Origin of the sequence: Flavobacterium tistrianum (genome assembly GCF_003254545.1) — a bacterium.
Classification (GTDB): Bacteria; Bacteroidota; Bacteroidia; order Flavobacteriales; family Flavobacteriaceae; genus Flavobacterium; species Flavobacterium tistrianum.
On record NZ_QJRH01000064.1, the window covers coordinates 127,561 to 154,282 of the forward strand.

General features: G+C 33.1%; 24 protein-coding genes. 7 read left to right on the plus strand and 17 right to left on the minus strand.

The window, feature by feature from the left end:
• Window positions 1-36: 36 nt before the first annotated feature.
• A complete protein-coding gene (locus DMB71_RS06600) occupies window positions 37-1,161 on the minus strand; it encodes a serine hydrolase domain-containing protein (protein ID WP_111364709.1) in 1,125 nt (374 codons plus the stop codon).
• Between the two features lie 44 nt (window positions 1,162-1,205).
• Window positions 1,206-1,991, minus strand: a complete 786-nt coding sequence (locus tag DMB71_RS06605) for a polysaccharide deacetylase family protein (RefSeq protein WP_111364711.1) — start codon at window positions 1,989-1,991, stop codon at window positions 1,206-1,208.
• A 188-nt stretch (window positions 1,992-2,179) separates the two neighbouring features.
• Here DMB71_RS06605 and mprF point away from each other — a divergent pair, with 188 nt between their 5' ends.
• From mprF to DMB71_RS06620, 3 genes are read left to right on the plus strand one after another with little or no spacing between them, the layout of a single operon-like run.
• On the plus strand, window positions 2,180-4,807 hold the full coding sequence (gene mprF, locus DMB71_RS06610; RefSeq protein ID WP_111364713.1) for a bifunctional lysylphosphatidylglycerol flippase/synthetase MprF: 2,628 nt from the start codon (window positions 2,180-2,182) through the stop codon (window positions 4,805-4,807).
• An 11-nt stretch (window positions 4,808-4,818) separates the two neighbouring features.
• On the plus strand, window positions 4,819-5,466 hold the full coding sequence (locus DMB71_RS06615) for a DUF998 domain-containing protein (protein ID WP_111364715.1): 648 nt from the start codon (window positions 4,819-4,821) through the stop codon (window positions 5,464-5,466).
• A 20-nt stretch (window positions 5,467-5,486) separates the two neighbouring features.
• Complete coding sequence (locus DMB71_RS06620; protein WP_239452941.1) at window positions 5,487-6,920, plus strand: AcvB/VirJ family lysyl-phosphatidylglycerol hydrolase; 1,434 nt, start codon at window positions 5,487-5,489, stop codon at window positions 6,918-6,920.
• A 1-nt stretch (window position 6,921) separates the two neighbouring features.
• On the opposite strand, the gene DMB71_RS06625 is transcribed toward DMB71_RS06620, so the two are convergent.
• Genes DMB71_RS06625 through DMB71_RS06655 form a run of 7 tightly spaced genes read right to left on the minus strand, consistent with a single transcriptional unit; the run spans window position 6,922 to window position 12,276 of the window.
• The gene (locus DMB71_RS06625) at window positions 6,922-7,419 is read right to left on the minus strand and encodes a 4'-phosphopantetheinyl transferase superfamily protein (RefSeq protein WP_111364719.1); all 498 of its coding nucleotides are present in this window, start codon (window positions 7,417-7,419) and stop codon (window positions 6,922-6,924) included.
• Entirely contained in the window at window positions 7,416-7,670 is a 255-nt protein-coding gene (locus DMB71_RS06630; protein WP_111364837.1) for an acyl carrier protein, read from the minus strand. Before DMB71_RS06630 ends, DMB71_RS06625 begins: the two co-directional genes overlap by 4 nt.
• Window position 7,671: 1 nt before the next feature.
• Window positions 7,672-8,940, minus strand: coding sequence for a beta-ketoacyl-[acyl-carrier-protein] synthase family protein (locus DMB71_RS06635; RefSeq protein WP_111364721.1), 1,269 nt, complete (start codon window positions 8,938-8,940; stop codon window positions 7,672-7,674).
• Window positions 8,937-9,374, minus strand: a complete 438-nt coding sequence (locus DMB71_RS06640) for a 3-hydroxyacyl-ACP dehydratase FabZ family protein (RefSeq protein WP_111364723.1) — start codon at window positions 9,372-9,374, stop codon at window positions 8,937-8,939. The genes DMB71_RS06635 and DMB71_RS06640 overlap by 4 nt, the downstream gene beginning before the upstream one ends.
• 11 nt (window positions 9,375-9,385) lie before the next feature.
• Window positions 9,386-10,438, minus strand: coding sequence for a type III polyketide synthase (locus DMB71_RS06645; RefSeq protein ID WP_111364725.1), 1,053 nt, complete (start codon window positions 10,436-10,438; stop codon window positions 9,386-9,388).
• Window positions 10,435-11,148: a methyltransferase domain-containing protein gene (locus DMB71_RS06650; RefSeq protein ID WP_111364727.1), complete on the minus strand. Its 714-nt coding sequence runs from the start codon at window positions 11,146-11,148 to the stop codon at window positions 10,435-10,437. Before DMB71_RS06650 ends, DMB71_RS06645 begins: the two co-directional genes overlap by 4 nt.
• The gene (locus DMB71_RS06655) at window positions 11,149-12,276 is read right to left on the minus strand and encodes an NAD(P)/FAD-dependent oxidoreductase (RefSeq protein ID WP_111364729.1); all 1,128 of its coding nucleotides are present in this window, start codon (window positions 12,274-12,276) and stop codon (window positions 11,149-11,151) included. It abuts the gene before it with no gap.
• A gap of 172 nt (window positions 12,277-12,448) precedes the next feature.
• Here DMB71_RS06655 and DMB71_RS06660 point away from each other — a divergent pair, with 172 nt between their 5' ends.
• On the plus strand, window positions 12,449-12,805 hold the full coding sequence (locus DMB71_RS06660) for a hypothetical protein (protein WP_111364731.1): 357 nt from the start codon (window positions 12,449-12,451) through the stop codon (window positions 12,803-12,805).
• 156 nt (window positions 12,806-12,961) lie between these two features.
• On the opposite strand, the gene DMB71_RS06665 is transcribed toward DMB71_RS06660, so the two are convergent.
• From DMB71_RS06665 to DMB71_RS06700, 8 genes are all read right to left on the minus strand, one after another.
• Window positions 12,962-13,651, minus strand: coding sequence for a CPBP family intramembrane glutamic endopeptidase (locus DMB71_RS06665; RefSeq protein WP_111364732.1), 690 nt, complete (start codon window positions 13,649-13,651; stop codon window positions 12,962-12,964).
• 75 nt (window positions 13,652-13,726) lie between these two features.
• The gene (locus DMB71_RS06670; RefSeq protein WP_111364734.1) at window positions 13,727-14,317 is read right to left on the minus strand and encodes a Crp/Fnr family transcriptional regulator; all 591 of its coding nucleotides are present in this window, start codon (window positions 14,315-14,317) and stop codon (window positions 13,727-13,729) included.
• 155 nt (window positions 14,318-14,472) lie between these two features.
• Window positions 14,473-15,984, minus strand: coding sequence for a glycoside hydrolase family protein (locus tag DMB71_RS06675; protein WP_111364735.1), 1,512 nt, complete (start codon window positions 15,982-15,984; stop codon window positions 14,473-14,475).
• Window positions 15,985-16,182: 198 nt separating this feature from the next.
• Window positions 16,183-18,363, minus strand: a complete 2,181-nt coding sequence (locus DMB71_RS06680; RefSeq protein WP_111364737.1) for an HAD-IIB family hydrolase — start codon at window positions 18,361-18,363, stop codon at window positions 16,183-16,185.
• A gap of 243 nt (window positions 18,364-18,606) precedes the next feature.
• A complete protein-coding gene (locus tag DMB71_RS06685) occupies window positions 18,607-19,506 on the minus strand; it encodes a carbohydrate kinase family protein (RefSeq protein WP_111364739.1) in 900 nt (299 codons plus the stop codon).
• Between the two features lie 199 nt (window positions 19,507-19,705).
• On the minus strand, window positions 19,706-20,515 hold the full coding sequence (locus DMB71_RS06690; RefSeq protein ID WP_111364741.1) for an SDR family NAD(P)-dependent oxidoreductase: 810 nt from the start codon (window positions 20,513-20,515) through the stop codon (window positions 19,706-19,708).
• A gap of 67 nt (window positions 20,516-20,582) precedes the next feature.
• The gene (locus DMB71_RS06695) at window positions 20,583-21,170 is read right to left on the minus strand and encodes a TetR/AcrR family transcriptional regulator (protein ID WP_111364742.1); all 588 of its coding nucleotides are present in this window, start codon (window positions 21,168-21,170) and stop codon (window positions 20,583-20,585) included.
• 169 nt (window positions 21,171-21,339) lie between these two features.
• Entirely contained in the window at window positions 21,340-23,727 is a 2,388-nt protein-coding gene (locus DMB71_RS06700) for an outer membrane beta-barrel family protein (protein ID WP_111364744.1), read from the minus strand.
• Between the two features lie 141 nt (window positions 23,728-23,868).
• On the opposite strand from DMB71_RS06700, the gene DMB71_RS06705 reads away from it, so the two are divergent.
• The 3 genes from DMB71_RS06705 (at window position 23,869) to DMB71_RS06715 (ending at window position 26,713) form a co-directional block, all read left to right on the plus strand.
• Window positions 23,869-24,891 carry a sensor histidine kinase gene (locus DMB71_RS06705; RefSeq protein ID WP_111364839.1) on the plus strand — a complete coding sequence of 341 codons (1,023 nt, stop codon included), beginning with the start codon at window positions 23,869-23,871 and terminating at the stop codon, window positions 24,889-24,891.
• Complete coding sequence (locus tag DMB71_RS06710; protein ID WP_111364746.1) at window positions 24,888-25,601, plus strand: LytR/AlgR family response regulator transcription factor; 714 nt, start codon at window positions 24,888-24,890, stop codon at window positions 25,599-25,601. Before DMB71_RS06705 ends, DMB71_RS06710 begins: the two co-directional genes overlap by 4 nt.
• A gap of 68 nt (window positions 25,602-25,669) precedes the next feature.
• Window positions 25,670-26,713: a tetratricopeptide repeat protein gene (locus tag DMB71_RS06715; protein WP_111364747.1), complete on the plus strand. Its 1,044-nt coding sequence runs from the start codon at window positions 25,670-25,672 to the stop codon at window positions 26,711-26,713.
• Window positions 26,714-26,722 lie beyond the last annotated feature (9 nt).

Here is a 26,722-nt window from a genome sequence, read left to right on the forward strand (position 1 = left end):
TTTAAAATACTATTGATAGACGAAAAGTAATCAATTTTAATTAAACAAAATTGTTTCGGCCAATTTGATGAGTTCATTTTGTGTTTTCATATCAGAATCATTTGCAAAAAGGATAATTCCGGAATTGATTTCTGGAGAAAAAACGACATAAGAACTAAAGCCTAAACTCCCGCCAGTATGCGAAATTCGTATTGAACCATTTTCAGGTTTGGTTATTTTCCAGTTTAGCCCAATTGCACCTTTGTTGATATCTCCAGTTGTTGGCTGATGGCTTAGTTTGGCATCTTCATTTTTTTCATTCAAATGATATTTGATGTACTTCAACATATCTGAAGTTGAAGAAGCGATAGATGCTGCAACCTGCATGTCTTCCCAATCTATAAAAGGCATTTTTCTTCCTTTTGCATCATATCCAAATGCCATTGAAGACGGAATTTTACCATTGCCTAATAAAACGGTGTTTTTCATTTTAAGCGGAGTTGTAAATTGGTTTTTTATCAATGTTCCAAATTTTTGCCCATAAACTGTTTCCATAATATGTCCCAACAATTGAGCAGCAGTATTGCAATGTCTAGGTAATGCTCCTGGAATTGTATCTAATTTTACTTTGTGCAAATCGGTGTAAAATTGCTGTCTGCTGTATTTTCTATGTACAGCATCAAGTATATAAGCGATAGAATCTGAATTTGCCTTGGCAAAAAGTTCTCTGCTGTCAGGCATCCAGTTTGGAAGGGCAGAAGTAAGATTGGCAAGATTTACCAGAGTAATTGGAGTTCCGTTATATTGAAGATTCGGATAATCTTGATTTAAATATTTTCTAATATCATCTGTGAGACTTACTTTTTTGTTCAGAACAGCTCTTGCCAATAATGTAGAAGAAAATGTTTTACTGTTTGAAGCCAATTCATAGATTGTACTTGCAGTTGGCAGGATTTGTTTTTCTTTTTGGGTCGAACCGTAATTGTAGAAATATTCTTTTCCGTCTTTGATGATTCCTATGGAAAGGCCAACTCTAGAACTTTCGGACATAAACGGAAGAGCAGATTGGTTTACTAACGAATCTAGCTTTGTTTGGAGTTTGTTGTCTGTCGGAATTGTATTTTTCTGAGAATAAGCCACTATATTACATAGAATTAGGCTTAATGTGAGAAAATTTTTCATTTTAAGAAGCTGTTTTTATGTTAGTGGTAATTCAATTATCGAACTTAAAGCTGAGGCGGAACCAAATTGTCTAAATCTGAAAGACGGTAGAATTTGAGATCATTCAATTTCATGTATTTACAAATAAATTCTAGAGTTTCTATTTTTACCTGATAATTTTCGGTTACTTCTTTAACGGGTTTATGACCACATAGAAGAAGAATTTTATTGTTTTTTTTGGCATAATCTAATAGTTCAAGCACATATGGAATACTAAAATGAATATGGCTATTGTCAATATCAAAAGCAAATACAATTTTTGAATTATCGAAATAACTGTCTTGTTTCTCTGGGATTTCACCTCCAAATGCTCGTCCTCTAATAATTTTGAATAAAGGAGATAAAGCCTGATCTAAGGAATCTGATCGTTCTCCATAAGGATAAGCAAAAGAAGTAACATGAAAACCTTTCTTTTTCATAGAAACGATCATTGGATCAATTTCCTGTTTCAGATATTCCTTAACACTATATTTTTGGGTAAACTTAACGGCATTGTAATGATGATAGCCATGGCCAGCTATTTCATGACCATATTTTTGCATTTCTAACAATGTTTTAATTTCTGGATCGCCAATAGAATCTATTCGGCAGACATTAAAAGTGGCTTTCCAAGAATACTTTCGCAAAGCTTGATCTGCCTCCGACCATTCGTCGACATAAGCATCATCAAAAGATAAAATTACACCGGCTTTATAGGCTGGTTTTGGAACCGATTTTGGTTTCTTATTCTCGCAGGAAATTAAAGATAAGAACAATAAAAACAATACTGTTTTAGAAAAAAGTAATCTCATAGATTTCAGGTTGCTAGCAAATAAAATTCAGAATATAACTTACTTCAAATATAAAGAATCTTCTTAATAACTGATGCGCTGGTTATTCAAAAAAGATTTTCGTAAAATTATAATTAATAGATAATTGTCGTAAATTTATACAACTCAAGACCTTTTTTTTCATTACTAAATTTTGTTATAGTATAAATATGAAAGTACAATCCATTTCCAATAGATTTCTTGTTTTTTTTAAAGCCAAAAAAGGAATTTCTTTTATACGCGAAAATGATAAAATTATTAGACAATCTATCTTTACCATTTTCTTTCTCGGAATCGGAATATGGTTTATCAAACATGAAAATTCAGAATTAAAAGAAGTCAAAAATGTAATTGCAGATGCCAATAGTTTTTGGGTTTTATGCGGTGTAATTCTAACCGCAATTTATATAACATTACAAGCATTAATGTATTATGCTTCGTTTATGGCGGTACAAAGTAAAATTGCATTTAAAGACGCCGTTATTCTCTTTTTGAAACGAAACTTTATTAGCGTTTTCCTCCCAGCAGGCGGAATTTCTTCTTTAGCTTTTTTTACAAAACCTATAAAAAAGAAAGGCATAAAAGCAACTCAGATTCATTTTGCATCAATCGTTTATGGCTTTGTTGGAATTCTTTCGGTGATAATTGTGGCAATTCCGGCTTTAATCTATTCTTTTTTTCAAGGAACAACAGGTTCAGGCGAATGGTATGCTTTTGCAGGAGTTATTGCCTTAAGCGTTATGCTTTACTTTATTTATGTTTCGGTTTTAGAAAAAGGATTTGTCTACAAAATGATGATAAGATTTTTTCCTTCAGCCGAGATTTTTATGGAGGATTTGAGCAATAACAGAATCATAAAAAATAAATTTCTGCTTGTTGTTCTTTATTCAGTAATTATTGAGTTGGTCGGAATAGCACATTTGTATCTTGCCATGATTGCTTTAGGATTTACTCCATCTTTGACAGCGGCCATAATGGGTTATATCATTTCAGTTATATTTTTGATTGTTTCTCCTTTTCTGCGCGGACTTGGAGCCATAGAAATATCCATGAGTTTTATTTTGATACAGTTTGGCTTTCAGAATGTCAATGCAATAGCCATAACTTTCCTGTATCGTTTCTTTGAATTTTGGATTCCGCTATTAGCAGGAGCTGCATTATTTTTATTAAGTGCCAATAAACTTTTAATGCGTATAATACCTTCTTTCTTGATTTTTATATTAGGGCTAATTAATATTATTTCTGTTTTAACGCCCGCAATTTCAGAACGTTTGGATGCGTTAGAAGATATAATTCCTATTTCTGCCATCAAAGTGTCTAATTATTTTGTGATAACTGCTGGATTGTTTATGCTCGTTAACGCCGCTTTTATGCTCAAAGGATTACGAACCGCATGGTGGTTTTCTGTTTTCCTGACCGGTATTTCTGTTATTGGAAACCTTGCCAAAGCAATTGATTATGAAGAAGCTATAATTGCGCTTGTCGTTTTAATTAGTCTGATTGTCACCAGAAAAGAGTATTATGTAAAAAGCAATTCACACTTGCAGAGTGTAGGTTTAAAAACCGTTTTAATAAGTATTTCAGCTGTTTTAATCTATGGTGTTTTGGGCTTTTATTTCTTAGACAAAAAACATTTTAATATTGATTTTAATTGGATTAAATCGATAAAATATACATTGCAAAATTATTTTCTGATAGGAAGTTCAGATCTAGTGCCTTTAGATCGCTTTGCAAGACGTTTTATTTTGTCGATAAATATCAGCGGATTTCTCTCGTTAGGATTTTTACTTTACGCTTTAATTCGTCCATATTCTATTAAAAAAGAAGCCGTTGAAGATGATTTCGCTACAGCGAATGAAATTCTGAAACAATACGGTTCGTCTTCTTTGGATTATTTTAAAACCTATGACGATAAAACCATTTTTATTTCTAATAGTAAAAAGTCTTTTTTAGCGTATCGTGTTGCTGATAATTTTGCGGTTGTATTAGAAAATCCTGTTGCAGAATCCGCAGCAGAAATAAAACAATGCATAATAGAATTTGATTCGTATTGCTACGAAAACGGATTAAGAAGCCTCTATTATCGCGTGTCGGAAGAAAACTTAGACTTGTTTACTTCATTGCAAAAAAAGAATCTATTTATTGGTCAAGAAGGCGTTGTTGATTTGACTCTATTTTCATTAGAAGGTGGCGCAAGAAAATCGATGCGAAATGCCATAAGCAAAGTCAAAGAAAAAGGTTTTAGAACTACTATTTATACGCCGCCGATAAAAGATGGCGTGCTTCAGAAAATTAAAGCAGTAAGTGATGAATGGCTGGATAATACAGGCAGAAACGAAATTATTTTTTCGCAAGGAAGATTTGATTGGGAAGAACTAAAACAGCAGACTATTATTACTGTAGATAATGCCGAAGAAAAAATTGTTGCTTTTTTAAATGTAATTCCTGATTATGCAGAAAACGAAGGCACATACGATTTAATTCGTAAAACAAGCGACGCTCCAAATGGTATTATGGATTTTATTCTTGTTGAACTTTTTACCTATTTAAAATCACAAGGATATACTTCTGTAAATCTCGGATTGGCAGCTATGAGTGGAATGGAAGAAGCAGATACTTTTCCAGAAAAATCAATGAAGTTTGCTTACGAAAGAATCAAATTCTTTGCACATTACAAAGGTTTGCGAGACTTTAAAGAAAAATTTTCTCCCGTTTGGCATAACAAATATTTGGTATATTCTCATGATTACGATTTGCTTCAAGCTCCAATTGTTTTAAATAAAGTTGTAAAACCTTAATTTTTAGCGCTATGAAAACTGAGCAATTCAATTGGGCAAGAATAATGGCGGTACTTTGCATTATGACTTGCATTTTCGATTTTATTATTGTGTTTTTATTAGGAAATCATTATTCAGGTTATAGTCAGCTAAAAAATACGATGAGTTCTTTGGGAGCAAGCATTAGCCCGGTTTCGAATATAATTTCGACTTGGTGGATTTGTATCGGAATGGTATTTATTTGCTTCGGAATTATTTTTAGGAAAACGCTTCATGGTAATTCTAAAAATATAAAACTAGGTTCTCTGCTGATTATACTTTATGGTTTAGGAGAAGGAATTGGATCTGGCTTATTTAAAGCAGATAAAATTGACGGAAAAATGACTAATTCTTTTATGATGCACAGTTTGGCTGGAGGCGTTGGAGTTCTTGCAGCATTATTGCTTCCTTTAGTGTTGAGAAAAGCAATTGTAGCACAAAAAAAATCTCAGTTTTATATTTTTTCATGGATCATTTTTGCTTTTGGATTTATTACGACAATACTGTTTACATTTCGGTTCTCACCAAATGAAGATAATTTTATTTCGCTTTACAAAGGATTGTGGCAAAGGCTTTTCATGCTAAATCTTTATGTCTATTTTATTGTTCTTTCGGTTATAATGTATCGTAAGGAAGCTTAGTTTTAATTTAAATATTGATTATGATGAATCAAACAGCTCTTATTTTTGTTTTCGTTTTAATTTTTGGTAATAGTGTTTTTGCTTCTCAGGCTGACACAATAAAAGTTGGTTCATTTGGAAAAGTCACCATTTATAAGCCAAAAACTACTCCAAATGCAGTTGTACTATTTATTTCAGGCGATGGCGGATGGAACAGCGGAGTTGTAGATATGGCAAAAAATATTGTAGATCAAGGCGCTTTGGTCGCTGGTGTTGATATTCAGCATTATTTTAAAAGCATTAAGAAAGAAAAATCAAAATGTTATTATCCTGCAGGTGATTTTGAAGAATTAAGTCTGATTTTGCAAAAAAAATTAAAACTAAAGCAATATTTTAAACCCATTTTAGTCGGATATTCTTCTGGAGCTACTTTAGTTTATGGCATGTTGGCTCAAGCTCCTGCCAATACTTTTAGCGGCGGAATTGCTTTAGGATTTTGCCCAGATATTGAAACCGATAGAACTTTATGCGATGGTTCTGGATTGACATCCCATGTTTTAAAACCTGGAAAAGCGTATTATCTCGAAAAAACAGAAAAACTTACTGCGCCTTTTCTTGTGTTGCAAGGAACAACAGATCAAGTGTGCAATTATGCAGATACAAAAAAGTATATGGACGGACTGAAACTGGGGAAATTAATTTCGCTCGCTAAAGTTGGACATGGATTCTCGGTTACAAAAAACTGGTTGCCACAATTTATTGAAGCTTACAAAGAAGTTCTAAATACACCTAATTATGCAAAACAGAAATCAGAGCAGAATTCATTATTAAAAGAACAGCATTTGGCTCCGCTTCCCTTTGAAATGCCTTTAACATTGATTCCGACAAAAAATAAAGACGAAAATCTTCCCATTGCATTTTTAATTTCAGGTGATGGAGGTTGGACCAGTTTTGACCAATCTGTTGGAGAAACTTTAGCAGAAAAAGGAATTGCAGTTATCGGACTCGACGCTCAAAAATATTTTTGGAATGCTAAAACGCCATCAGAAACTTCAATTTCGATTTCAAAAGCAGTTGATCATTATTTACAGCAATGGAACAAAAAAGCTTTTATTCTTGTCGGCTATTCATTTGGTGCATCTGTTGTTCCGTTTGTGGCGGGTGATTTGCCTGAAACTTTAAAAGAAAAACTAAAAGGTGTTTATTCGCTATCGCCAGATGTAAAAGCCGATTTTGAGATTCATATTGCCGATATGCTAAGTTTAGAAAGTTCAAATGATAACTACGATGTAATTTCAGAAATGAAGAAAATTAAAGCCTATAATCCAGTTTGTTTTTTTGGAAGCGAAGAAGATCAAGAAACCAGAAAACGCTTTGAAGAAGCAGATATTAAAACCATAGAAATTCCTGGCTCGCACCATTTCAATGATGATTATACTAAAATAGCAGAAAGTATTTTGAAGGAAATAAAGTAAATTAATACTTTAAAATTACCCGTTTTTCAAAACATCCATGATGACTGATTGAAATATCATGAAGTATATTGGATGTTTTTAAAAATGGAATCCCGTTCTCATCTTTTACAATTTCTTTATTTTCAACTTCAATTACATTATTGATGTTTGCAAAATTATCTACCGCAATTGTATGGATGTTTTCTAATGAAAATATACTTTTGGTATAATAAGTGTTTTCATTGCAGATTACTTTTCCTAACGAAAGATTAGAGCTTAAAAAATCTATGGAACAGCAAAGTTTTTTGGGACTGAATTCCCGTATTTTAGTCTGTCGATTATAGATTTTGTACGCAGCTTCTTTCATGCTCCATAAAAGCCAGACCATAATTTCAGGTTTTTCAGAGTCTTTTATATATTGCTGTTCTTCTTCAGTAAAAAGCTTTTCTATAAAACCTTTGCGCTGCCAACGGCTTTCTATGCGTGACTGCGCAAGATCTATAATGTCATTGCCGATCATTTTTCGGCGAGTTTAGTTTCGATAATTTCAACAGCCGCTTTTACACTGAGCATTCGTTCCATATCTGCGTTATCAATCACGACATCAAAGTTTTCTTCAATGTCCAGTACAATATCAACCAGATTGGCCGAATTGATATTTAGATCTTTTATAAAATCCGTTTCTTCGGTAAGGTTTTCAAATGCTTCTGTGTTTGTTGTGAAAGGTTTGATAATTACTTTTAATTCTTTGATAAGTTCAGTTCTGTCCATGTTAGTTTTCGAATTTTTTAAATAATATACATGCATTTACATCGCCAAAACCAAAACTGGCTTTTGCAATTATTTTTGGGTTGAATTTTATAGTTTCTAAAAGCACTTTTGACGAGTCAATAAGCGTTGCAATTTCAGGATGAAGATCAGAACAATTTTTATTTCCAAACAAAAATCCTTCATGAAGCTGTAATACAGAAGCAACACTTTCGATACTTCCAGAAGCACTTAAACAATGACCAGTTAAACTTTTCAAAGAATTAATGTACGGAAAATCAGAACCTTTTCGATCAAGAGCTTTTGTCCAGTTTTCAATTTCAAGACTGTCTTTTGTTGTGGCTGTCAAATGTCCGTTTATAGCATCAATTTCATTTGCACTGATTCCTGCATTTTCGATGGCTGTTTTAATGCATCTTTGTACGGCTGTGCTGTTGGGGGCAGTCATAGTTCCGCCGTCTCTTTGTCCGCCAGAATTGACGTTTCCGCCTAATATTTCCGCATAAATTGCAGCTCCACGATCTAAAGCTGTTTCCAAATCTTCAATAACAAAAGCGCCAGCACCGCTTCCAGGAACAAATCCTGCTGCCGAAGCGCTCATTGGTCTTGAACCTTCTTCTGCTTTGTCGTTAAATTTGGATGAACAAACACGAAGTGCATCAAAACCGCCCCAAATATAAGGGCCGCTATCAGATGTACTTCCAGCCAAAATTCGTTTTGCCTGACCAGATTGTATTCGGTCGTAAGCCATTAAAATAGCTTCGGCACCAGTTGTACAAGCCGAAGAATTGGTAGTAACCTGATTTCCTAATCCGATTTTGCCTCCTAAATAAGCGCTGACACCGCTATTCATGGTTTGAGCCACAACAGTGCTTCCAAGTTTACGAATTTGAAGTTCATCAATTTTATAAATACTTTCGCGAAATTTGTCAATTCCAGAAGTGCCAGCTCCAAAAATGGCACCGCTGTCCCAATCTGGAGTCTCGTTTAACGGTAATCCTGCATTATGCCAAGCTTCCATGCCCGCAATGACACCGTATAGAATACCAGTACTGTTTAATCCGCGAAGTTCGAGTTCTGTAAAATACTGCGATTTCAATTCCTCAGAAATTTGAGGCTGACCCGCAATCTGACAAGAAAATTGTAGTTCTTGCAGTTGAGCATCATGCCGAATTCCTGAAATTCTATTTCGCAGCGCATGAGTAAACGCAGGAATGCCAACTCCATTTGGTGCGGCAACTCCTAAACCTGTTATTACAACTCGTTTTTTCATAATCTTTTTGTTATCATTCCGGCCAGAATACCTCGACAGACTTCTTGTCCAGCTTCATTTTTCATTATTGCATTGCATTTTAATTTTCCAAAACGAAAGAACAATTTCTCAGAAGTAACCGTTACTTTTTCATTTGGATAAACAGGCTTCAAAAACTCCATATCGGCAGAAGTAAAAGCGATTACAGTGTTTTCTCCCAAATCATTTCCTAAAAGAAATATTCCCAAACAAACCATTCCGATTTGAGCCATAGTTTCAGTTAGAATAACGCCTGGAGTTACAGGATTGTCTTTAAAATGTCCTTTATAAAAATCGAGATTCTCTCTGAAGGTATAGGTTCCAGTCACACCATTTTCATCAGCATGAAGCAATTCATCCACAAACAAAAAAGGTTCGCTGTATGGAAGTTGTACGATAATATCATCTAATTTCATAAGCTTTCAAATTACCATTGCAATAAAACTCTTTGTGCCGAAAATCCTGGACCAAAACTCAACATTAAACCTTTTTCTCCTTTTTTCGGATTTCGGTTCATAATATTTTCTAAAACATACAAAACGGTAGCGCTCGACATATTGCCGTATTCCCTGAGGATTTCTTTCGTATCATCAATATTTTTTTCCAGTCCAGCAAAAAGCGATTCTACAGTTGTGACGATTTTTTTCCCTCCTGGATGAAATATCATGTGGTCAATATCTTTAATTTCTAGATTATTCTGTTTTAAGAATGGATGAATAATATCGCCGAAATGTGAGGCAATCGTATCGGGAACTTCAATATCAAGGACCATTTGCAATCCGCTGTTCGTTAGTTTGAAGCCCATCATGTGTTCGGCATCATAAAAATGATACATCTGCTCGTTAAGAATTTCGGGGCCAGAATCTTCTTCTTTGGAAGATAATAAACAGCAGGCAGCACCATCTCCAAAAATGGCAGCGCTGACAATATTTGGCATCGAGAAATCATCGAGCTGAAAAGTGGCAGTTGGAGATTCTACAGCAATTACAGCCGCACGTTTTCCAGGATTTGATTTCAAGAAATTCTTCGCATAAATAATTCCTGATATTCCAGCTGCACACCCCATTTCGGTTACAGGAAGACGAACGATATCTTGTCTTAATTTCATTTTATTAATAAGATAAGCATCAAGCGACGGAATCATAATTCCGGTACAGCTTACTGTAATAATGTAATCTAAACTCTGCGGATCCCAACCAGTTTTTTCTAATGCTTTCTCTAGAACCTGATGTCCTAAAACAATCATTTCACGGCTGTAAATATCATTTTTTTCTTCAAATGAAGTAGCTGTAAAAACTTCCGAAGGCTGCATAATAGAATAACGTTTGTCCACTGAAGCACCTTCAAATATCTTTTTCACTTTCTTGACAAAACGTTCTTCTTGTCCTTCAAGCCATACATCGACAAATGGAAGTATTTCTTCTGTGGTACGTGAATATTGCGGAAGCTGTTTAACAGCTGTAATTATCTTTACACTCATATTTTTGTAATTATCCACTGGTAGCGAAAAGCCCATTTCCAGTTTATGGAGTAGTTTTTTAGATTTAATTTTTTGGATAAATGCTCTAATTCGTTCTTTTTAAAACCTTTTAAAATAGATATTAATCCGTCATTGCGTGACATGTTGTTGAGATTGAAAACAACCCCAATAAGTTCGAATAGTCGATACGCTAATTTGCTTCTATGAAGATCATTTACCACAATTCCTATCGAAGCATTTTTGTTTAAAGTATTCATGACATCTGCAATCTGGTTTGTTGTAAAATGATGCAATGTGAGCGTACATAATACAATGTCATACTTTAATTGATGGAATTCTTCGCTAAAAATATCCATACAGAGATATTCAATGTTTGAAAAATCTTTAGAAAGTTTCTTAGCATAGTCAATCGTAAAAGCGTTGGCGTCGATGCCAATTAGCTTAAAGCCGAGATTATTTTTTTTCCCATATTTGGCAAGCATTCTGAGCATATCGCCATTTCCGCAACCAATATCGGCAATGGTAATTGTTTTAGAAATATCAGTCTTTTTAAAAAGCTCTTTTATGCCGTGAAGCGTCAGTTTATTTCCTCCAAGCAATTGATTGATAGAAGCAATCTGATCTAAAGCGCCAATTAGTTCTTCACCTCCAAGTGAAAAATCGTCCATGATTTCAATTTCTTCTGTTCTATATTTGGTGTTTACACTCATTTATTCAACTGTTATGGGGCGGCCGTGTGTTTGTTTTACAATAAGGGAAAGCAATGACGGAATTGAAGCCGCTATAGTCGTCATTACATGCGTAAAATTATTGTGTGTCAGTGCTTTAGATAATAGACGCCCAAAGAATAATCTTTTGCTGAAATGCTTTTTCCATTCTTGAATATACTTCTTTTCAAATTCGTTTCTTGATGCTATCCTTCCATAATAGAAATCCAATACCAATTCAGAAGCTATTTTTGCGCTATGAATTGCCATTGCCATTCCGTTGCCACACATAGGGTGAATTAATCCTGCGGTGTCGCCAATCATTAAAATATGATTTTCTACGGGCTCTTTTCTGTCAAATGAAATTTGGCTTATCGTTAAAGGTTTTTCAAATAGGGAAGTGCTATTTTCGAAAATAGCCTTCAGTTTCTTGTTTTTATAAAGTACCGATTTCTGATACTCTTCAATGTTTTTATATTTTTTGAAAGTTTCAAAATCTGCCAGATAGCAAATGTTTATAACGTCATTTTCAACTTTTGAAACTCCGCAATAACCGCCTTGAAAGTTGTATAGAGCGACAAGACTTTCGTCAAAATTTCCGGAATAATGCCCTTTTACAGCCAGCCATGGCGATTTTTTTGAAATAAAATCTCTTGACAAAACCTGATCGATATTGGATCTTTTTCCGTAAGCACCCAATACTATTTTAGCTGAAAGCATTTCTTCAGAAGTGGTTACGGTAAAAATGTCGTTTTCAAAAGAAATATTCGTAACTGTTTCTGTTATCATAATACAGCCATTTTCTACAGCTTTTCGAAATAGAAAATTATCCAATTCGAAACGGCTTATGCCAAAACCTCCCAAAGGAAGTTTAGTTTTTGCTGTTTTGCCATTTTGGGCTGTAAATTCAAAATTTGAAATACTAGTAGGGTGCAATTTTGAAACATCAATATCAAGCCAAAATAAATAGGGAAGTATTTCATTTGAAATATATTCTCCGCAAACTTTATGTTTTGGATACATATTTTTTTCGATAAGAACCACCTTTAATCCTTTTTTGGATAAGTGTATAGCGCCAGCAAGACCAGCAAGACCGCCACCAATAATAAGCACATCAGGATTTGTTCTCATACTACCAATTTAGTCATAAAATCTTAAACGACATTTACTTAATTCGATAAGAAGTTAACAAAATTTCAACTTTTATCTTAAAAAAAATGAAAATGCTTTTTGCTTAGAAAAACAGAATAAAAATTCGTTTAAAAGATAATTTTTACTTTTGCAGAAAATAGCAGCATTATAAATGACAATACAAGATTTAATAGGCACTTTTTCGGTTTCGGGAAGCAATCAGGATGAAAGCAATGAAATAACATATAAAGGTGTTTTAACTTTGACTTTAGATAAAAACAACCGAATTAAAGCAAATTGGGTTATCAATTCGCATCAGCAAAAAGGAACAGGGTTCTTTAAGGACAATATTTTGGTTATTAATTTCAATTACAAAGGCGACGACAATAAAATTTATAAAGGTGTTGTAGTTTATAGATGCATCACTAAAGATGTTTTAGACGGATTCTGGTCTGAGAAACATGGAAATCCGCTTTATCTTGGGAGTGAACATTGCTTAAGAATGGAAACGACAGAAAGGCTTAATTAAAATAAAAACAGCGCAAATCTTGAAGTTTGCGCTGTTTTTTTTGCCACAGATTAAAAGGATTTTCACTGATTTAAATCTGTATAATCTGCATAATCTGCGTGAAAAAATTATTTTCTTAGGTTTGCAGAAAATATCTTAATTGCCTGCAGAATTAAGTTAAGCTGGATTTACAGCGGTTTTGTATTTTCTGTTGTAAAGAATAATAAAACCAATCCAGATAACTAACAAAACTGCGATTAGCGTAAGTTCTGTTTCATGTAAACCGTTACGAAAGAAATTGTTTAGCGAATGAACTCCTGCCACAGCCAGCAATGATCCTGTAGAAGAATACACTTTTCCAATTCCCCAAGTTCCAAAGAAAATGATTCCGAAGAAAATCATATTACTTGGAGTTGTTTCGAAGTTTAAATGCCATGCAAACCAAAGGACAGCAATAATCAATATAGAAGTAAATTTAGGAAGCGATTTCAATTGTTCTTGTAAAAATCCACGCCATCCAATTTCTTCCAAAAGACCATAAACCAAAACCGTAAACATTAATAAAATTGGAAATTTACCAATTGTAGCATAATAAACTCCAGCGATTAAAACTGCTGGAAGAATCCAATAAACCGCAAATGGAACAAGAGTATTTTTGTATATTCCTTTTAGAGACATTGGATTGTGAAGGGAGAATATTTTTATTGCAGCCAAAGCTCCTAAAGCTGGCCCAGCGCCGCGCAGCAAAATCACTAAATAAGGATTTTCTATTTCGGCTAATGAATTGGTTTTTACAGCAGCATATCTGCAGATTACTGCGATTACATAAAAAACTATAATGGCTCCAAAGTTGATTTTATTTTTCATGGTTTAAATTTGTTTGGTTTAGTGAAGCAAACTTATGGCGCATAAATGAAAATAAAATTGACTTTGGGTAAGAAATCATTTTTCCATCACTCTTTTTCGAATTCGGCTTAGACTTTCGGCTGTTAGTCCGAGATAAGAGGCAATGATTTTTAAAGGTGTTCTTTGAAAAATTTCTGGTCGGCCTTCAATTAGTTTTAAATAGCGTTCTTGAGGAGAAAGTGTCAAAAGATTAATCTGTTCCTGCTGTTTGCGTACATAAAGCATTTCAGAAATAGCTTTTCCGATTCGTAAGCCTGTTTCCGATCTCTGGTATAATTCATTTAAATCCTGATGAGAAATAGACCAAAGCGTTACATCTTCTAAAGCTTCAGTTTTAATAACTGATGGTTGTTGATTTAAAAAAGACATATAATCGCTTATAAAACTATTTTCATACAATAAATTAATGCAGATATCTCTTTTGCCATCCCAAACAAATAAACCCGCCGATCCTTTAATGATGATATTTAGATATTTTTCGATGCCATGATAATCTTTTATGATTTCTGATTTTTCAAATTCTCGGACTTTAATTTTCTCCGAAAATCCCTTCCAGATATACATATCGGCAGTAAAATACTTTTCGAAAATTCTTTTTACATCTTCTGGAGAGGGGCTATGTAGCATTTTAACAAATTATGAGTTTGGAATGCCAATATAAGTTTTATCTTTCAAAATAAAAAAAGCTTTGTTATCCTGTTATTTATATTTTTTGTTAAGAGAGTTCAACTTTGTCAAAGTTCAAAACTTTGACAAAGTTTGGTAAGTGAAAAACTTAAATTTTAAATTAAAGAATTAGGCTGTAATTCATTATCATATTTTTCAGGATCTGAAGCTGCGTATTCGTTTTCTGGTTCTGGAATCACATGAATTTTAGAATCGCTTATAGATATAACTGCCGAACAGACATAAATGCCAATTTTTCCTTCACTGTATTTAAAATCCAATAAAGTCAGTTTGACAATATCGTTAATCGAAAGTTCGTAATAATTTCCGTAGCGGATAATCTTAAAAGAAATTTGTTTTTCTTCACTTATCTCAAACTGATTGGTCTGAATGTTTTCGAAGATAAAATTATTTTTGACGTCTTTTTCATTAAATCCCCAAGCTCTAAACTGCACAAAACCATTCATGAAGTCAATCGAAATATAATATCCCGTTCCTTCTTTGTCACATTCAATTACAAAACCTGTTTTGCCCATTCCTTCAACAGACAAAGTTCCTTCCCAGACAAAATCGTTAGAAGGTTTCTCGAAACCGTATATTTCATAACCGCTTCGGCATCCAAAACGCCATTTGCTTTCATTTTCTAAAACAAAATCGGCTGTTGGATTTCCCAAAATCGGCAAGGGAAGAGGAAGATCTTTTTGAAGAATGGTTTTCTGATAGAGCTTCTGCCAGTAATAATAAGTTTTTAATAAAAGTCTTCCGCTTTTGTCAACATCCAATTCTTTTGGAGGCGGCATTACACGATGTGTATTTACGTTTCCATCTGCGAAATAGAAATTATAAACCAAAAAATGTTTCCCATCTTTAACTACTCTTGCCGCGTAGTTTCCTTGAGGCATTAGCACATTATTGTGAAATGCTGAATATTCTCCTCTAAATTCTGGCGATGACCAATAACGAATTTTAATATCTTCTCTGATTGATCCCAAAAGATAATGTGTTCCTTTGATCTCAAAAACGCAAGGACATTCTACATCATCGTAAACATACGGGATATGAAGCGGTTTCTGAAGTACAAAACCTTCTTTTTCTCTTTTTGCAACACCAATACAACCTCTGCGGTATGTTGGTCCAGAGGCGCTTCGGGCGCAGATTAATAGATAATCTTCGCCTTTGTATTGGTATTTAAAAGGATCGCGAAAACTTATCCATTGTCTTGGATTGTTGTTTGGACCTTCATAGTGCGGTGCTTCACTTTTAAAAGGAAGTCCATATAGGTTTTCTTTCTTCCAAGCAATTAGATCGGCAGAAACTGCTCGTCCGACTTTTTGTTCAATTCCTTTATCCTGACGTTTTAGACCGGTATAATACATTTCATAACCTTCACCATCCGATTTTTTGCTAATGTGCATAGTCCATAACATATCGTCGTCCCATTCGCCGGGATCGCCAACAAATAAGGCATTTTTTACTCGTTTCCACGAGAGACCATCTTTTGACACTGCATGTGCTATATAATCGTGATTGGGAATAATTAAATGAAATAAATGATGGACTCCTTTTTCATCTATAAATACATCAACATCTCCAATTTCCCAGTTGCTAAATCCTGAACCTGAATACATTTTATTATTTATTTTAAACTGTTAGTATATTTTCTTGCCACGAATGGCACGAATTTTCCCGAATTCTAATTTGAAAAACTTTGTCAAAGTTTAAAACTTTGACAAAGTTGCCGTTGTGCTATGTTTCTATGTGTTTATTTTTTTTCCACGAATTACACGAATTAAAAATTTGTGAGAATTCGTGTAATTTGTGTTTTTTTATTTAATGATCTTATAATATTTTAAGCCTTCCAAAATTCCTTCTGAAGCCGAAGTTTTAGCAACATAAATACTTTTTGTGGTTTCGTAAGTGATAAGTTCTGCGCTTCGGTTTCCAACGATAATTCCTTTCACTGGACCTCTAAACATATCGACATCGTTTCCAGAATCTCCTGCCGCAATTACATTGCTTAACGAAATAGACCATTTTCTGCACAAGAACTTAATTGCATTTCCTTTTGAAGCCCTTTTAGGAATAAAGTCTAAAAACTGCCCGTGACTCGGAATAATATTGACTTTGTACCAGCCTGGTCCTAAAACAGCAATCAGTTCATCATGATTGTATTGTTCGTTGTTATAGTAATAAGAGATTTTATACGGATTTTGCGCTTCTTCTTCCTGCAGTTTGATCCATTTAATGCCTTTTAGTTTATTGACAATTTCTTCTCTTTTCCATCTTCCAGAGAGGAATTTTGCCCAGCCTTTATCCAAAATATAATCTTTTCCGTTGGTATAATAGATTTCGGTTCCGACCGAACAGATTATGAAATCGGGTAGGGGAAATTCTTCTTCGTCAATTACTTTTTTTACTAAAGCCAAGTTTCGTCCAGAAGCCATTGCAAAAGCCATTTTATCGGTACGATTGATCAAATGCGTTTTGAGTTCTTTTAGACCTGGATTTGCCAATTTCGGTTCAATTAATGTTCCGTCAATATCAGAAACCAATAAATGATCGATTTTCCTTTTTAATCGACTAATGTTGATATTGGGATAATGCTGTTTTTTGATTCCTGCTCCAGAGGAAAGTGAAAGGTTTTCTTTAACCAATTCGACATAATGATTGACATGGCTAATCCAACTGTAATATTTCTGAATATTGATTGCTCCATTATTAGAATAATATTTCCATTGATTTTCATCGGTTAAAATGTTTCTCAGCGCTTTTTTGATCTGGCTTTCTTCCTGTGGATTTACTAGTTCTCCATTTTGGCAAACCGGAATAATTTCTGAAGGTCCTCCATTTTTTGTCACCACAACCGGAAGCCCTGAACTAGCTGATTCTATAACGGTCAAGCCGAAATTTTCATGCAAGGCTAAATTGACAAATACACCTCTTTTTTCTGCTGCATAACGATAAATAATCGAAACTTCATTCTCGACATCATGTTTTTTCGGAATAGCCATTTTTCCGTACAAATCATATTTGTCCATTAAAAGAAGTAAATCGGTCAAAACATTTTTTTCAGATTCAGGCATTTTAGCAATGTCTTTACGAATACCTGCGAAAATGACCAAGTTGGCTATACTTTGCAGTTCTTTATCTTTTCCGTAAACTTCAATCAAAGTATTCAAGTTTTTATGTCGGTCAGGTCTTGAAAGCGCCAGAATAATAGGTTTATGCGGATTGGTTAGGAATTTAGAAATACTTTCCTGAACCCAATATTTTCGTTGTATTTCTTCCATATTTTTCTCAGAATCATTTTCCTGATAATAATAAGGAACAAATTTTCGGGTATCAATTCCTGGAGAAATAGCGTGATATTTTCCTAGTTCGAAGTTTTTGTAGGCTTTGTAGGTTTCAATTTCCTGTTCGGTCGAAGTAACGATAAATTCTGCAAGTTCTAAGGTTTTTTCTTCTGCAGCAATTCTGGTTTTGAATTTGAATTTCTTTTCTAGATCTTCTTCAGTTTCTCCGCTTTCAATTAGTTTTTTCTTTTTATAAAATCCTAATGAATGTCCCGTGTGAGCAAAAGGAATATTTAAAACGGCTGACAGTTCGGCTGCGGCGTATCCCGCGTCTGCATAATGGGAGTGAATCCAATCGGGGAAAATATTATGCTGTTTAATGTGCTGCATTGCACCATTTACAAAAGTGTCGAGACCCTCCCAAAGCTGTTCTTTGGCTTTGTATTTTTTTCCTAAAAACGGAATCCTTCTAATGTCTAATTTATCATTGATAACTTCTACAGGCACAGCATATTCGGGCGAAAGTGCGGGATCATCTATTAATCTGGTAAAAAGATGAACGTGTTCTACATCTTCATGCTGCGATAAAAATTCGGCTAATTCGTATATGTATTTGGTCTGGCCTCCATTGTCTGCATCTCGTCCGATTTCTAAACCAGAACCTTTTAAAAGTCCGTGAATATTGATAAGTGAAATTCGTAATTTTTTCATCATTCTTCCTTAAATTATTTGGATTCACAAGTTACTGCGCCCATATTGATTAGGAAGAAATAATTCCATTTTAAATTTACATAGTTCCCATGTTTCAAAGTTGAATATGATGTTTTAACTATAAAAGAGAGATAGCTTAAGTAAAAACAATTCATAAAGATTAACTTTCCATATTTTATAGCAAAACCCGACAGGTTTTTTAAAACCTGTCGGGTTTCTGAACGAAATTTTATTCGAATATGAATTTTAATTTTTATTGATCAAATTCTCAATGTCAAATATTGAAATTTTAGGATTTCCGCCAGCCGATCCAGCAACTAAAGCTCCAGTAGCGCAGGCAAAATTTAGAGCAGCTTGGGGTTCTTTTCCGTTTAAAAGAGAAGTGACCAATGCACCTAAAAAAGAATCTCCAGCACCTACGGTATCTTCAACTTTTACGGTATAGCCTTCATTTTCATAAAGATGTTTGTCCCATAATAAAAGAGCGCCGTCTTTTCCCCTTGTCACGCAAATTGCAGTGGCATTGCTCAAAGAACAGATGAAATTCATGTTTTCTTCTAAAGTTTTATAAGGAGAATTAAAAGCAGCACTAATTTCCATAATCTCTTCATCATTAAATTTGATGAAATTGGCAGACTGCATTAAATGTTGCAGAGTTTCATAATCATAATGTGGTTTTCTAAGGTTCACATCAAAAACTTTATAAGTGTGGGTATGAAGCAATTCGTCTAATGCTTCTCGAGAAACTTCATCTCTGCAGACCAAGCTTCCATAAATTAAAACATCTGAGTTTACAACGAGTTCTCTCGCTTCTTCGTTAAGAATAATTTTATCCCAAGCAGAAGGATAAAGAATTTCGTAAGTAGCAGATTTATTTTCGTCTAATGTTACGTTTACCAATCCAGTAGGGAAATCATCGGATTTTAAAATAGTATTGGTATCCAAACCCAATTTATTGACTTCGCTTATAATGGCTTCTCCATCTGCATCATTCCCTACACAGCTAATCATATTTGAATCAACTCCAAGGGCTTTCATGCGAAGTGCTACGTTTAATGGCGCTCCGCCAATTTTTTTTTCATTGCCAAAAATATCCCAAAGTACTTCTCCGAAAGCTACAGCTTTTAGTTTTTTGTCGTTGTTCATTTTAATTTTTGCTTGTTTTTAGAAAATTATATCAGATAATTAGTGTTTTATCAGATTTTATAAAAATAGAAAACAATAACGGCTTATGCAACCTGTTTTTGGTATGAATTGTATTGATTATTTGATTTAATGATTTAGTATAACTAAGAAAGGCAACCGTATACGATTGCCTTTCTTAGTTTTAAAAATCGAAAATGAATTAGCCATGCGCTTCAACCGAAACATCGTTCCATTTTTTCCAGCTTTCTAATTTTTGGTCATAGCTTTGTTTTACGAAAGGAAATGCCACTTTTCCAAGTAATAAGCGTAAAGGAGGATTTTCGTTTTCTACTAATTTTACCACTATTGGAGCAGTTGCTTCAACTTTACCGAATATGTTTTCATTCTGTGCAAGAGTTTTTTTGATGTTATCATATGCAGGAATGCTTTCACTGCTAATTCCTGTATGCCAGATATTAGAATCATATCCGTTTGGCTCTAATAAAGTGACATTGATTCCGAATTGTTTCACTTCAGAGGCTAGAGTTTCGCTTAAACCTTCAATAGCAAATTTAGAAGCGCTGTAAAGTCCCATTCCTGTTGGTAAAGTTGCCAATCCTAAAATAGAAGAAACTTGAATAATATGACCGCTTTTTTGCTCTCTCATTATTGGTAGAACAGCTTGTGTTAACCATAAAGTTCCGAAGAAATTGGTTTCGAACTGTTCTCTAGCTTCTTGTTCGCTTGCCTCTTCCACAGCTCCTGTAAGCGCATAACCCGCATTGTTGATTAAGACATCAATTGTTCCAAAATGTTCTTTAACTTTTTGAACCACTTGTAAAGATTCTTCACGATCGTTAACATCAAGTTTTAATGGTAAAATGGCATTTCCATATTTTTCTTTTAGATCGTTTAAAGTATCTAAATTTCTAGCTGTTGCGGCTACGTTGTAACCTTTTGCTAAAAAGGCTTCTGTCCAAGCTCTTCCAAATCCTTTTGAAGCTCCTGTAATTAAAATTGTTTTTGACATGGTGTTTATTTTTATAATTAATTGATTTTTAAATATGACCAATCGGTCATATTTATGATAAAAAAAATTATATCAATTTTTCAGATATAATTTTTTTAAGCGTTTTCTCTATTGTTTTCATGTTATCGTTATTTCCAGATACTCGAGACATTAAATGTCCGCCTTCAAGCATAGCAAAAAGTGCAGTGGCAAATTCAGATGCATTCCAATCTGGATTAAATTCTTTATTAGCAATTCCTTTTTCTATAATCGAAGTTAAAAGAGATTGGCCTCGTTTGATAGCGGCATTTACTTTTTCTTTTACAATCGGATTCGTATCATCTGCTTCTGTTCCAAAGTTTAACAAAGGACATCCGCCAATTACGGGTGGATTTATCGGATTGCTAAAAAATTCGATATAAGCAAAAAGCTGTTCTTTGGCGCTTTTACTTTCTCTTAGAGCCGTTTCTAGTTTAGTGCTTAGTATTTTCATGTTATGATCTACAGCTGCGCAGGTCAAAACATCTTTGTTTTCAAAATGCACATACATGCTTCCTTTAGACAATTTGGTTGCCTCCATAATATCGCTCATAGAAGTAGCTGCAATTCCTTTTGTATTAAAAATAGGAGCGGCCTTTTCTATAATAAATTGTCTGGTTTCTTCACCTTTTGTCATGATAGATTGTATTTAACGATGTAAATATATGACCGATTGGTCATAAAAACAAATAAATGATGAATTTTTTATATAATTATTGTCTTTTAAAGTGATAAAACAGCTTCAAACATTTGGAAAAGCCAATGTTTAAAGCTGTTTTATCTAAATTGAGTTTATTGTTAAAAAATCAATTCGCTCTATTTCTTTCCTCTTCATTTCCAAAGTTTCTTTCCTTAGATTTTACATTTTGATTTCCGAACTTATAACTCAAAGCAATTCTGAAAGCTCTAGAATCATTGTAGTTTTTCATTGTATTTTTAATTCCGTTTGAATAATAAGAGATTAATGGTTTTTGAGCATTCAATACATCTTCTCCTGTCAAAGTAACCGAAAGATTCTTTTTTAAAGCCAGAAATTTGACAGAAACATCCAAAATATTCAAAGTTGATATATTAAAAACCTGATAACGTCCTGGTAATTGCAGACCATAATTTAAACCCAAGAAAAGAGTTTTAGATTGATTTATTGTAAAATCGTTATTGCTGTAAATATAACCGTTGTAACCATCAACAGAGGCAATTAAGCTGGTTCTCGATTTAACGTTTTGATAATTGAAATTGAATCCCATAAAACTGTTCCACCAAGCATATTTATTGAAATTGTAATAGGTTGACAGTCCGATTTGAAATGTATTTGCATAATTAATTGGCCTGCTTTTCGTAATGTTTGTTTCAGGATCGATAATCGCTAATTGTTGCCCAAAATTTGAAACCTGAGAAAAATAAACCGTATTTACCCATTTTTGATTTCTGATATATGAAAATTCTAAATTATCTATAATAGAAGGTTTCAAAAATGGATTTCCTTCAGAATAATAAAACGGACTTGTTCTAATCACAAACGGATTTAAATAATCAAAATCTGGCCTGCGGATTCTTTGGCTATAGTTTAGCGAATAAGTATTATTGTCATTCGCATTGTAAGTCAGATAAGCCGTTGGAAACAATTTGATATAATTATTTTTGTTGGTTTGATTTAGATTTTCAGAATAACCTTCTGTTTGTGTTGCTTCGGCTCTTAAACCGATTTGCGTTTCCCATTTTTCGCTTAATTTTTTATTGGCAGAAAAATAGATAGCTTCGTTATATTCTTTGTAAGTGAATATATTAGAATAGTTTACATCAAGAATTGGAGTTCCACTTTCGTTATCAAAAACGGTTAAGTTGTTTTTGGTATTCGTATAAAATCCTTTTCCGCCAAAGCTGATATTCGCCCAAGAATAGGGAAGCGAAACATCAATTTTTGCTGAATAATTTTTTAATCGGTTTAAGTTAGAATTGATTGCAGTGAAATAAGTTCCTGGAATATTATCTTTTTGATTATTCATTTCATTGCCTGAAAATACACGAAAATCGTCTTTTTGATAATTGAAATAATCTAAATCTACTGTAATGTTTTTGCCGTCATTATTTAAATTGAAAACGTTATTCCAGTTAATCGAATTCATTTGAGGTTTGTTCTGTGCATTGACATCAGACAAAATATATGAATTGATTTCGCCAGAAGTATTATAACGAGTTGTCAGCGGATTATTTGCTGAAGTTCTGTTATTAAAACTTCCTAAATATTTTATTCCAGAAGTCCATTTTTCCGTTAATTTATAATCGACGCCAAAACCAATGCTCAATAAATTGGTTTTTGATTTAGAGGAAATATCTTGTTTCCAGATTTCATTTGGATAATAAATTCTATTATCTGAAGTCGTGCGAAATTGATCTATTCCTTTATTAATTGAAGCTTGAAGCGACAATTTATTGTAATTGTAGATAAATAATCCGTTTATGTTTTCGCTTGCGTAACTTCTTTGTACATAAGTAGAGCCAAGATTTGCAGTCCAAGAATTCGCTTTAGCAGTTTTCAGTTTAATATTGATTAAACCGCTGTTTCCTTCCGCTTCATATTTTGCTGGAGGCGTTGTGATTACTTCGATACTTTTGATATTATTAGCAGGAATCGATCTAAGAAATGCAACGAGATCTTCCTGCGTCATTTTGTTCAAACGATCATCAATCATAACTAAAACTTCTCCTTTTCCAACAATAGAAATCGTTTCATTCTGAACTCTCACTGTTGGTGTAGATTTTAAAGCATCTAAAGCCGTTCCGCCAGTTGCAGTAACCGAATTTTCGACATTAAAAACCAGTCGATCTACTTTTTGTTCTACTAGTTTTTTTCTTGATTTTACTGTTATGCCGTCAAGCTGAATCTGTTCTTTTACTTCTATTTCTCCTAAATCAAGATCTTGATTTACGATTATTTCTTTGGTATTAAATTCATTTCCAAATTGTTCTATAATTAATCTATAATTCCCTTTTTCAGGATTTAAAATAAAGTTACCTAAACTATCAGTTGAAGATTGCTGATATAACGTTTTGTCGGTTTTTAATAACGTCGCTGTTGCAAATTCTAAAGGTGTTTTGTTTTGATTTATAATTTTTCCTTTTAAAGAAAATTGCTGGGCAAACGTGTTACTTTGAAATAGAAATAAAATTGATGCTAAAATGATTCTTTTCATGGTTTAAAAATTAATTACAGGGCAAAACTGTTAGAATTAAAACCTAAAAACCATTTTTATCGACAAACCCCGCCAATTAATCTGCAAACCCGTTAAAAAGCTTTTTACTGAATGTATATCTTTGTTTTAAAAATATACCGAATGTATAAAGGAACTATAACCAAAAGGCTCGAATGTCTAATTCATATTATTTATTGGCTTTTAATTTCATATTTCACTTTCGTCAAAAATCCGATTGGAGCACGATTTTCTGTACCCGATCTATTTCTTTGCACTTATTTTATAGTTTTTATTATTACGTTTTATTTTCATTACTTGATCGTAATGAAAACCGTTTTCAAAGCTTTTAACTGGAAAAGACTTTTTGCAGGAGTTTTTGTTTCGTATCTCATTTTTACTTCTTTAAGATTCTTTTTTGAGCAGATCATTACCAAATTTTTATTTGATAAAGTAAATTATACCGACGTTAATTTTCTAAATTATATGCTGGACAATTTGCATTATAGCAGCATGGCCATTATCTTAAGTTCGTTTCTTTGGTTTGTGATTTATTCAATTCGTCTTTTGGAATACAATAAGGTTATTTTGGAAGAAAATAAGAATACCGAAATCAAATTTTTGAAAGCTCAGATTAATCCGCATTTTGTATTTAATACTTTAAATAACATTTACTCAATGGTTTATTTTCAGTCAGATAAATCATTGACTGCAATTGATAAATTGAGTCAGATTATGCGTTTTACGACTTACGAATCTCAGAAAGAAAAGATTAAACTTTCAGATGAAGTTGCGTATATAAAAGCGTATATTGAACTCGAAGAATTGAGGCATCAGGAAAGCCTTTTTGTTGATTTGAAGCTGGAACTGGAGAATGAATTTGAAGAAATTCCGCCGTATATTTTATCACCTTTAGTAGAAAATGCATTAAAGCACGGAGCTGTTTCTAACAGCGAACCGATCGAAATTTACTTGAAAGTTTTATCAGGAAAACTAGTTTTTAAAGTGAAAAATGCAATCGGAACGCAGAAAAAAGATAGTTTGGGCGGAATTGGATTGGATAATTTACAAAAGCGTCTAGAGATTCATTATCCCGAAAAACACCAACTTAAAATTACAAACGAGGAAAACCATTTTACAGCCGAACTTGAAATAGATTTAAAATGAATAAAAAAATAAACTGTATTATTCTAGATGACGAACCTTTTGCTGTAAAATTAATTGCCGATTATGCTTCTAAAATTTCGAGATTAAATGTTTTATATGCTGACAGTGATGTTTTTAAAGCAATTGAAGTTCTAAATACAGAATCGGTTGATTTGATTTTTATTGATATTCAAATGCCGCAATTAACGGGAATTGAATTGATGCAGATGTTCAATCAGAAATATAATTTCATCATTACGTCAGCTTACCCGCAATATGCTCTGGAAGCTTTTCAGTTTAATGTGATTGATTATTTATTAAAGCCTATCACGTTTAATCGTTTCTATCAAAGTGTTGAGAAATTCATTCGCTGGCAGGAAAGTTTTCAGGTTGCTGAAAAAGCAGATAACGATTATTTATTTGTAAAAGCAGACCGAAAGCATTATAAAATTGCTTTAAACGATATTCTGTATATTGAAGGATTACGAGATTATATCCGCATTCATACGAATGACGAAAAGATTATGGCATTGGAAAACATGAAAGATATTTTAGAAAAATTACCATCTAATCAATTTATTAGAATTCATCGTTCGTATATTATTCCAAAGGATAAAATTAAGGTTATTGACGGAAACCAGATTGTAATGAATAGTGGAAATGCTTTGCCAATTGGAGAAACGTATAGGAAGTTGGTTAGTGAGTGGTTGGTTGGTGTGATAAATTTGTAATACATCAATTTGGCTGAACGATTAATTCATTATGTTTATCCTTTAAAAATATTATCTGTAAAAATTAAATGAAAAAACTTTTCCTAGCAGTTAGCTTTCTTTTTTTTAGTATAAATTATGGGCAAATCAATCTTTCAACAATTGATGGGTATTGGATAAAGTATAAAGGAGAAATGAAAGACGGTAGTGATCTATCTGATGGATTTACAGAGGATTCAGGTTACATGGAATATAGGATTAATCGAGGGAAATTATGCATTAATTCAAATCCAGTTCATAAGGTAAATGAGAGTTGTTTAGATTTTACATTGATTAATAGTTTTATGAAAACATCTCAGTACTCTGGATTTGTAGTTGAAAAAGTAACAAGAGATTCTTTAGTATTATGTGAGAAAATTGATGGACTGGCAGATGATAAACTTAAAAGATCCTATTTTGTCAAACAAGATTTAATAATTTCAAAATTTAAGGAAGAGAATAAAAATGAGAAACACATAATTGCTTCAAAATTATTCTCACCAAAAACAAATGGTACTATTGAAATAGATTTAAACAAAGCGTTTAAAAATAATTATTCGAATTTTGAACTAGTTGGAAACTTGAAAATTTATCCTGACAAGAAAAGGATAAAGACGGAAATTACATTTTCAACACAAAAGGATTCGTCAAGGATAAGATTAGTAAAAAAGGTCATTGATGGTTCTTTTGAAAAATGGAATTTAAAAGATTTTAGAGATTATGAATCAATAGAAATTCCTTTTGTTCTAAAAAGTGAAATTACAAAAACATTTTGGGGAATTTCGGTAATATTTTATACAACGGATTTAACGGAATTTGAAAGAATCTACGGAGTAAAAATGGAAGATATTAGAAAATCAGCAGACTACTTTAATAAAGGATTGATTGCTTATGAAGAGAAAAAATATTTAGAATCAATTGCCTATTTTTCAGAATCATATAAATTTAATTCCAAGAATATAGATGCTCTATATAATAAAGCAGCGATATATTTTGAATCTGGAGATAAAGAAAGTGCTTGTAAAGTATGGCTAGAAATTTCTGTACTTGGTCAAACAGAAGGAAAACAATTGTTCTTAAAAAACTGTGAATAGTTTTTAATA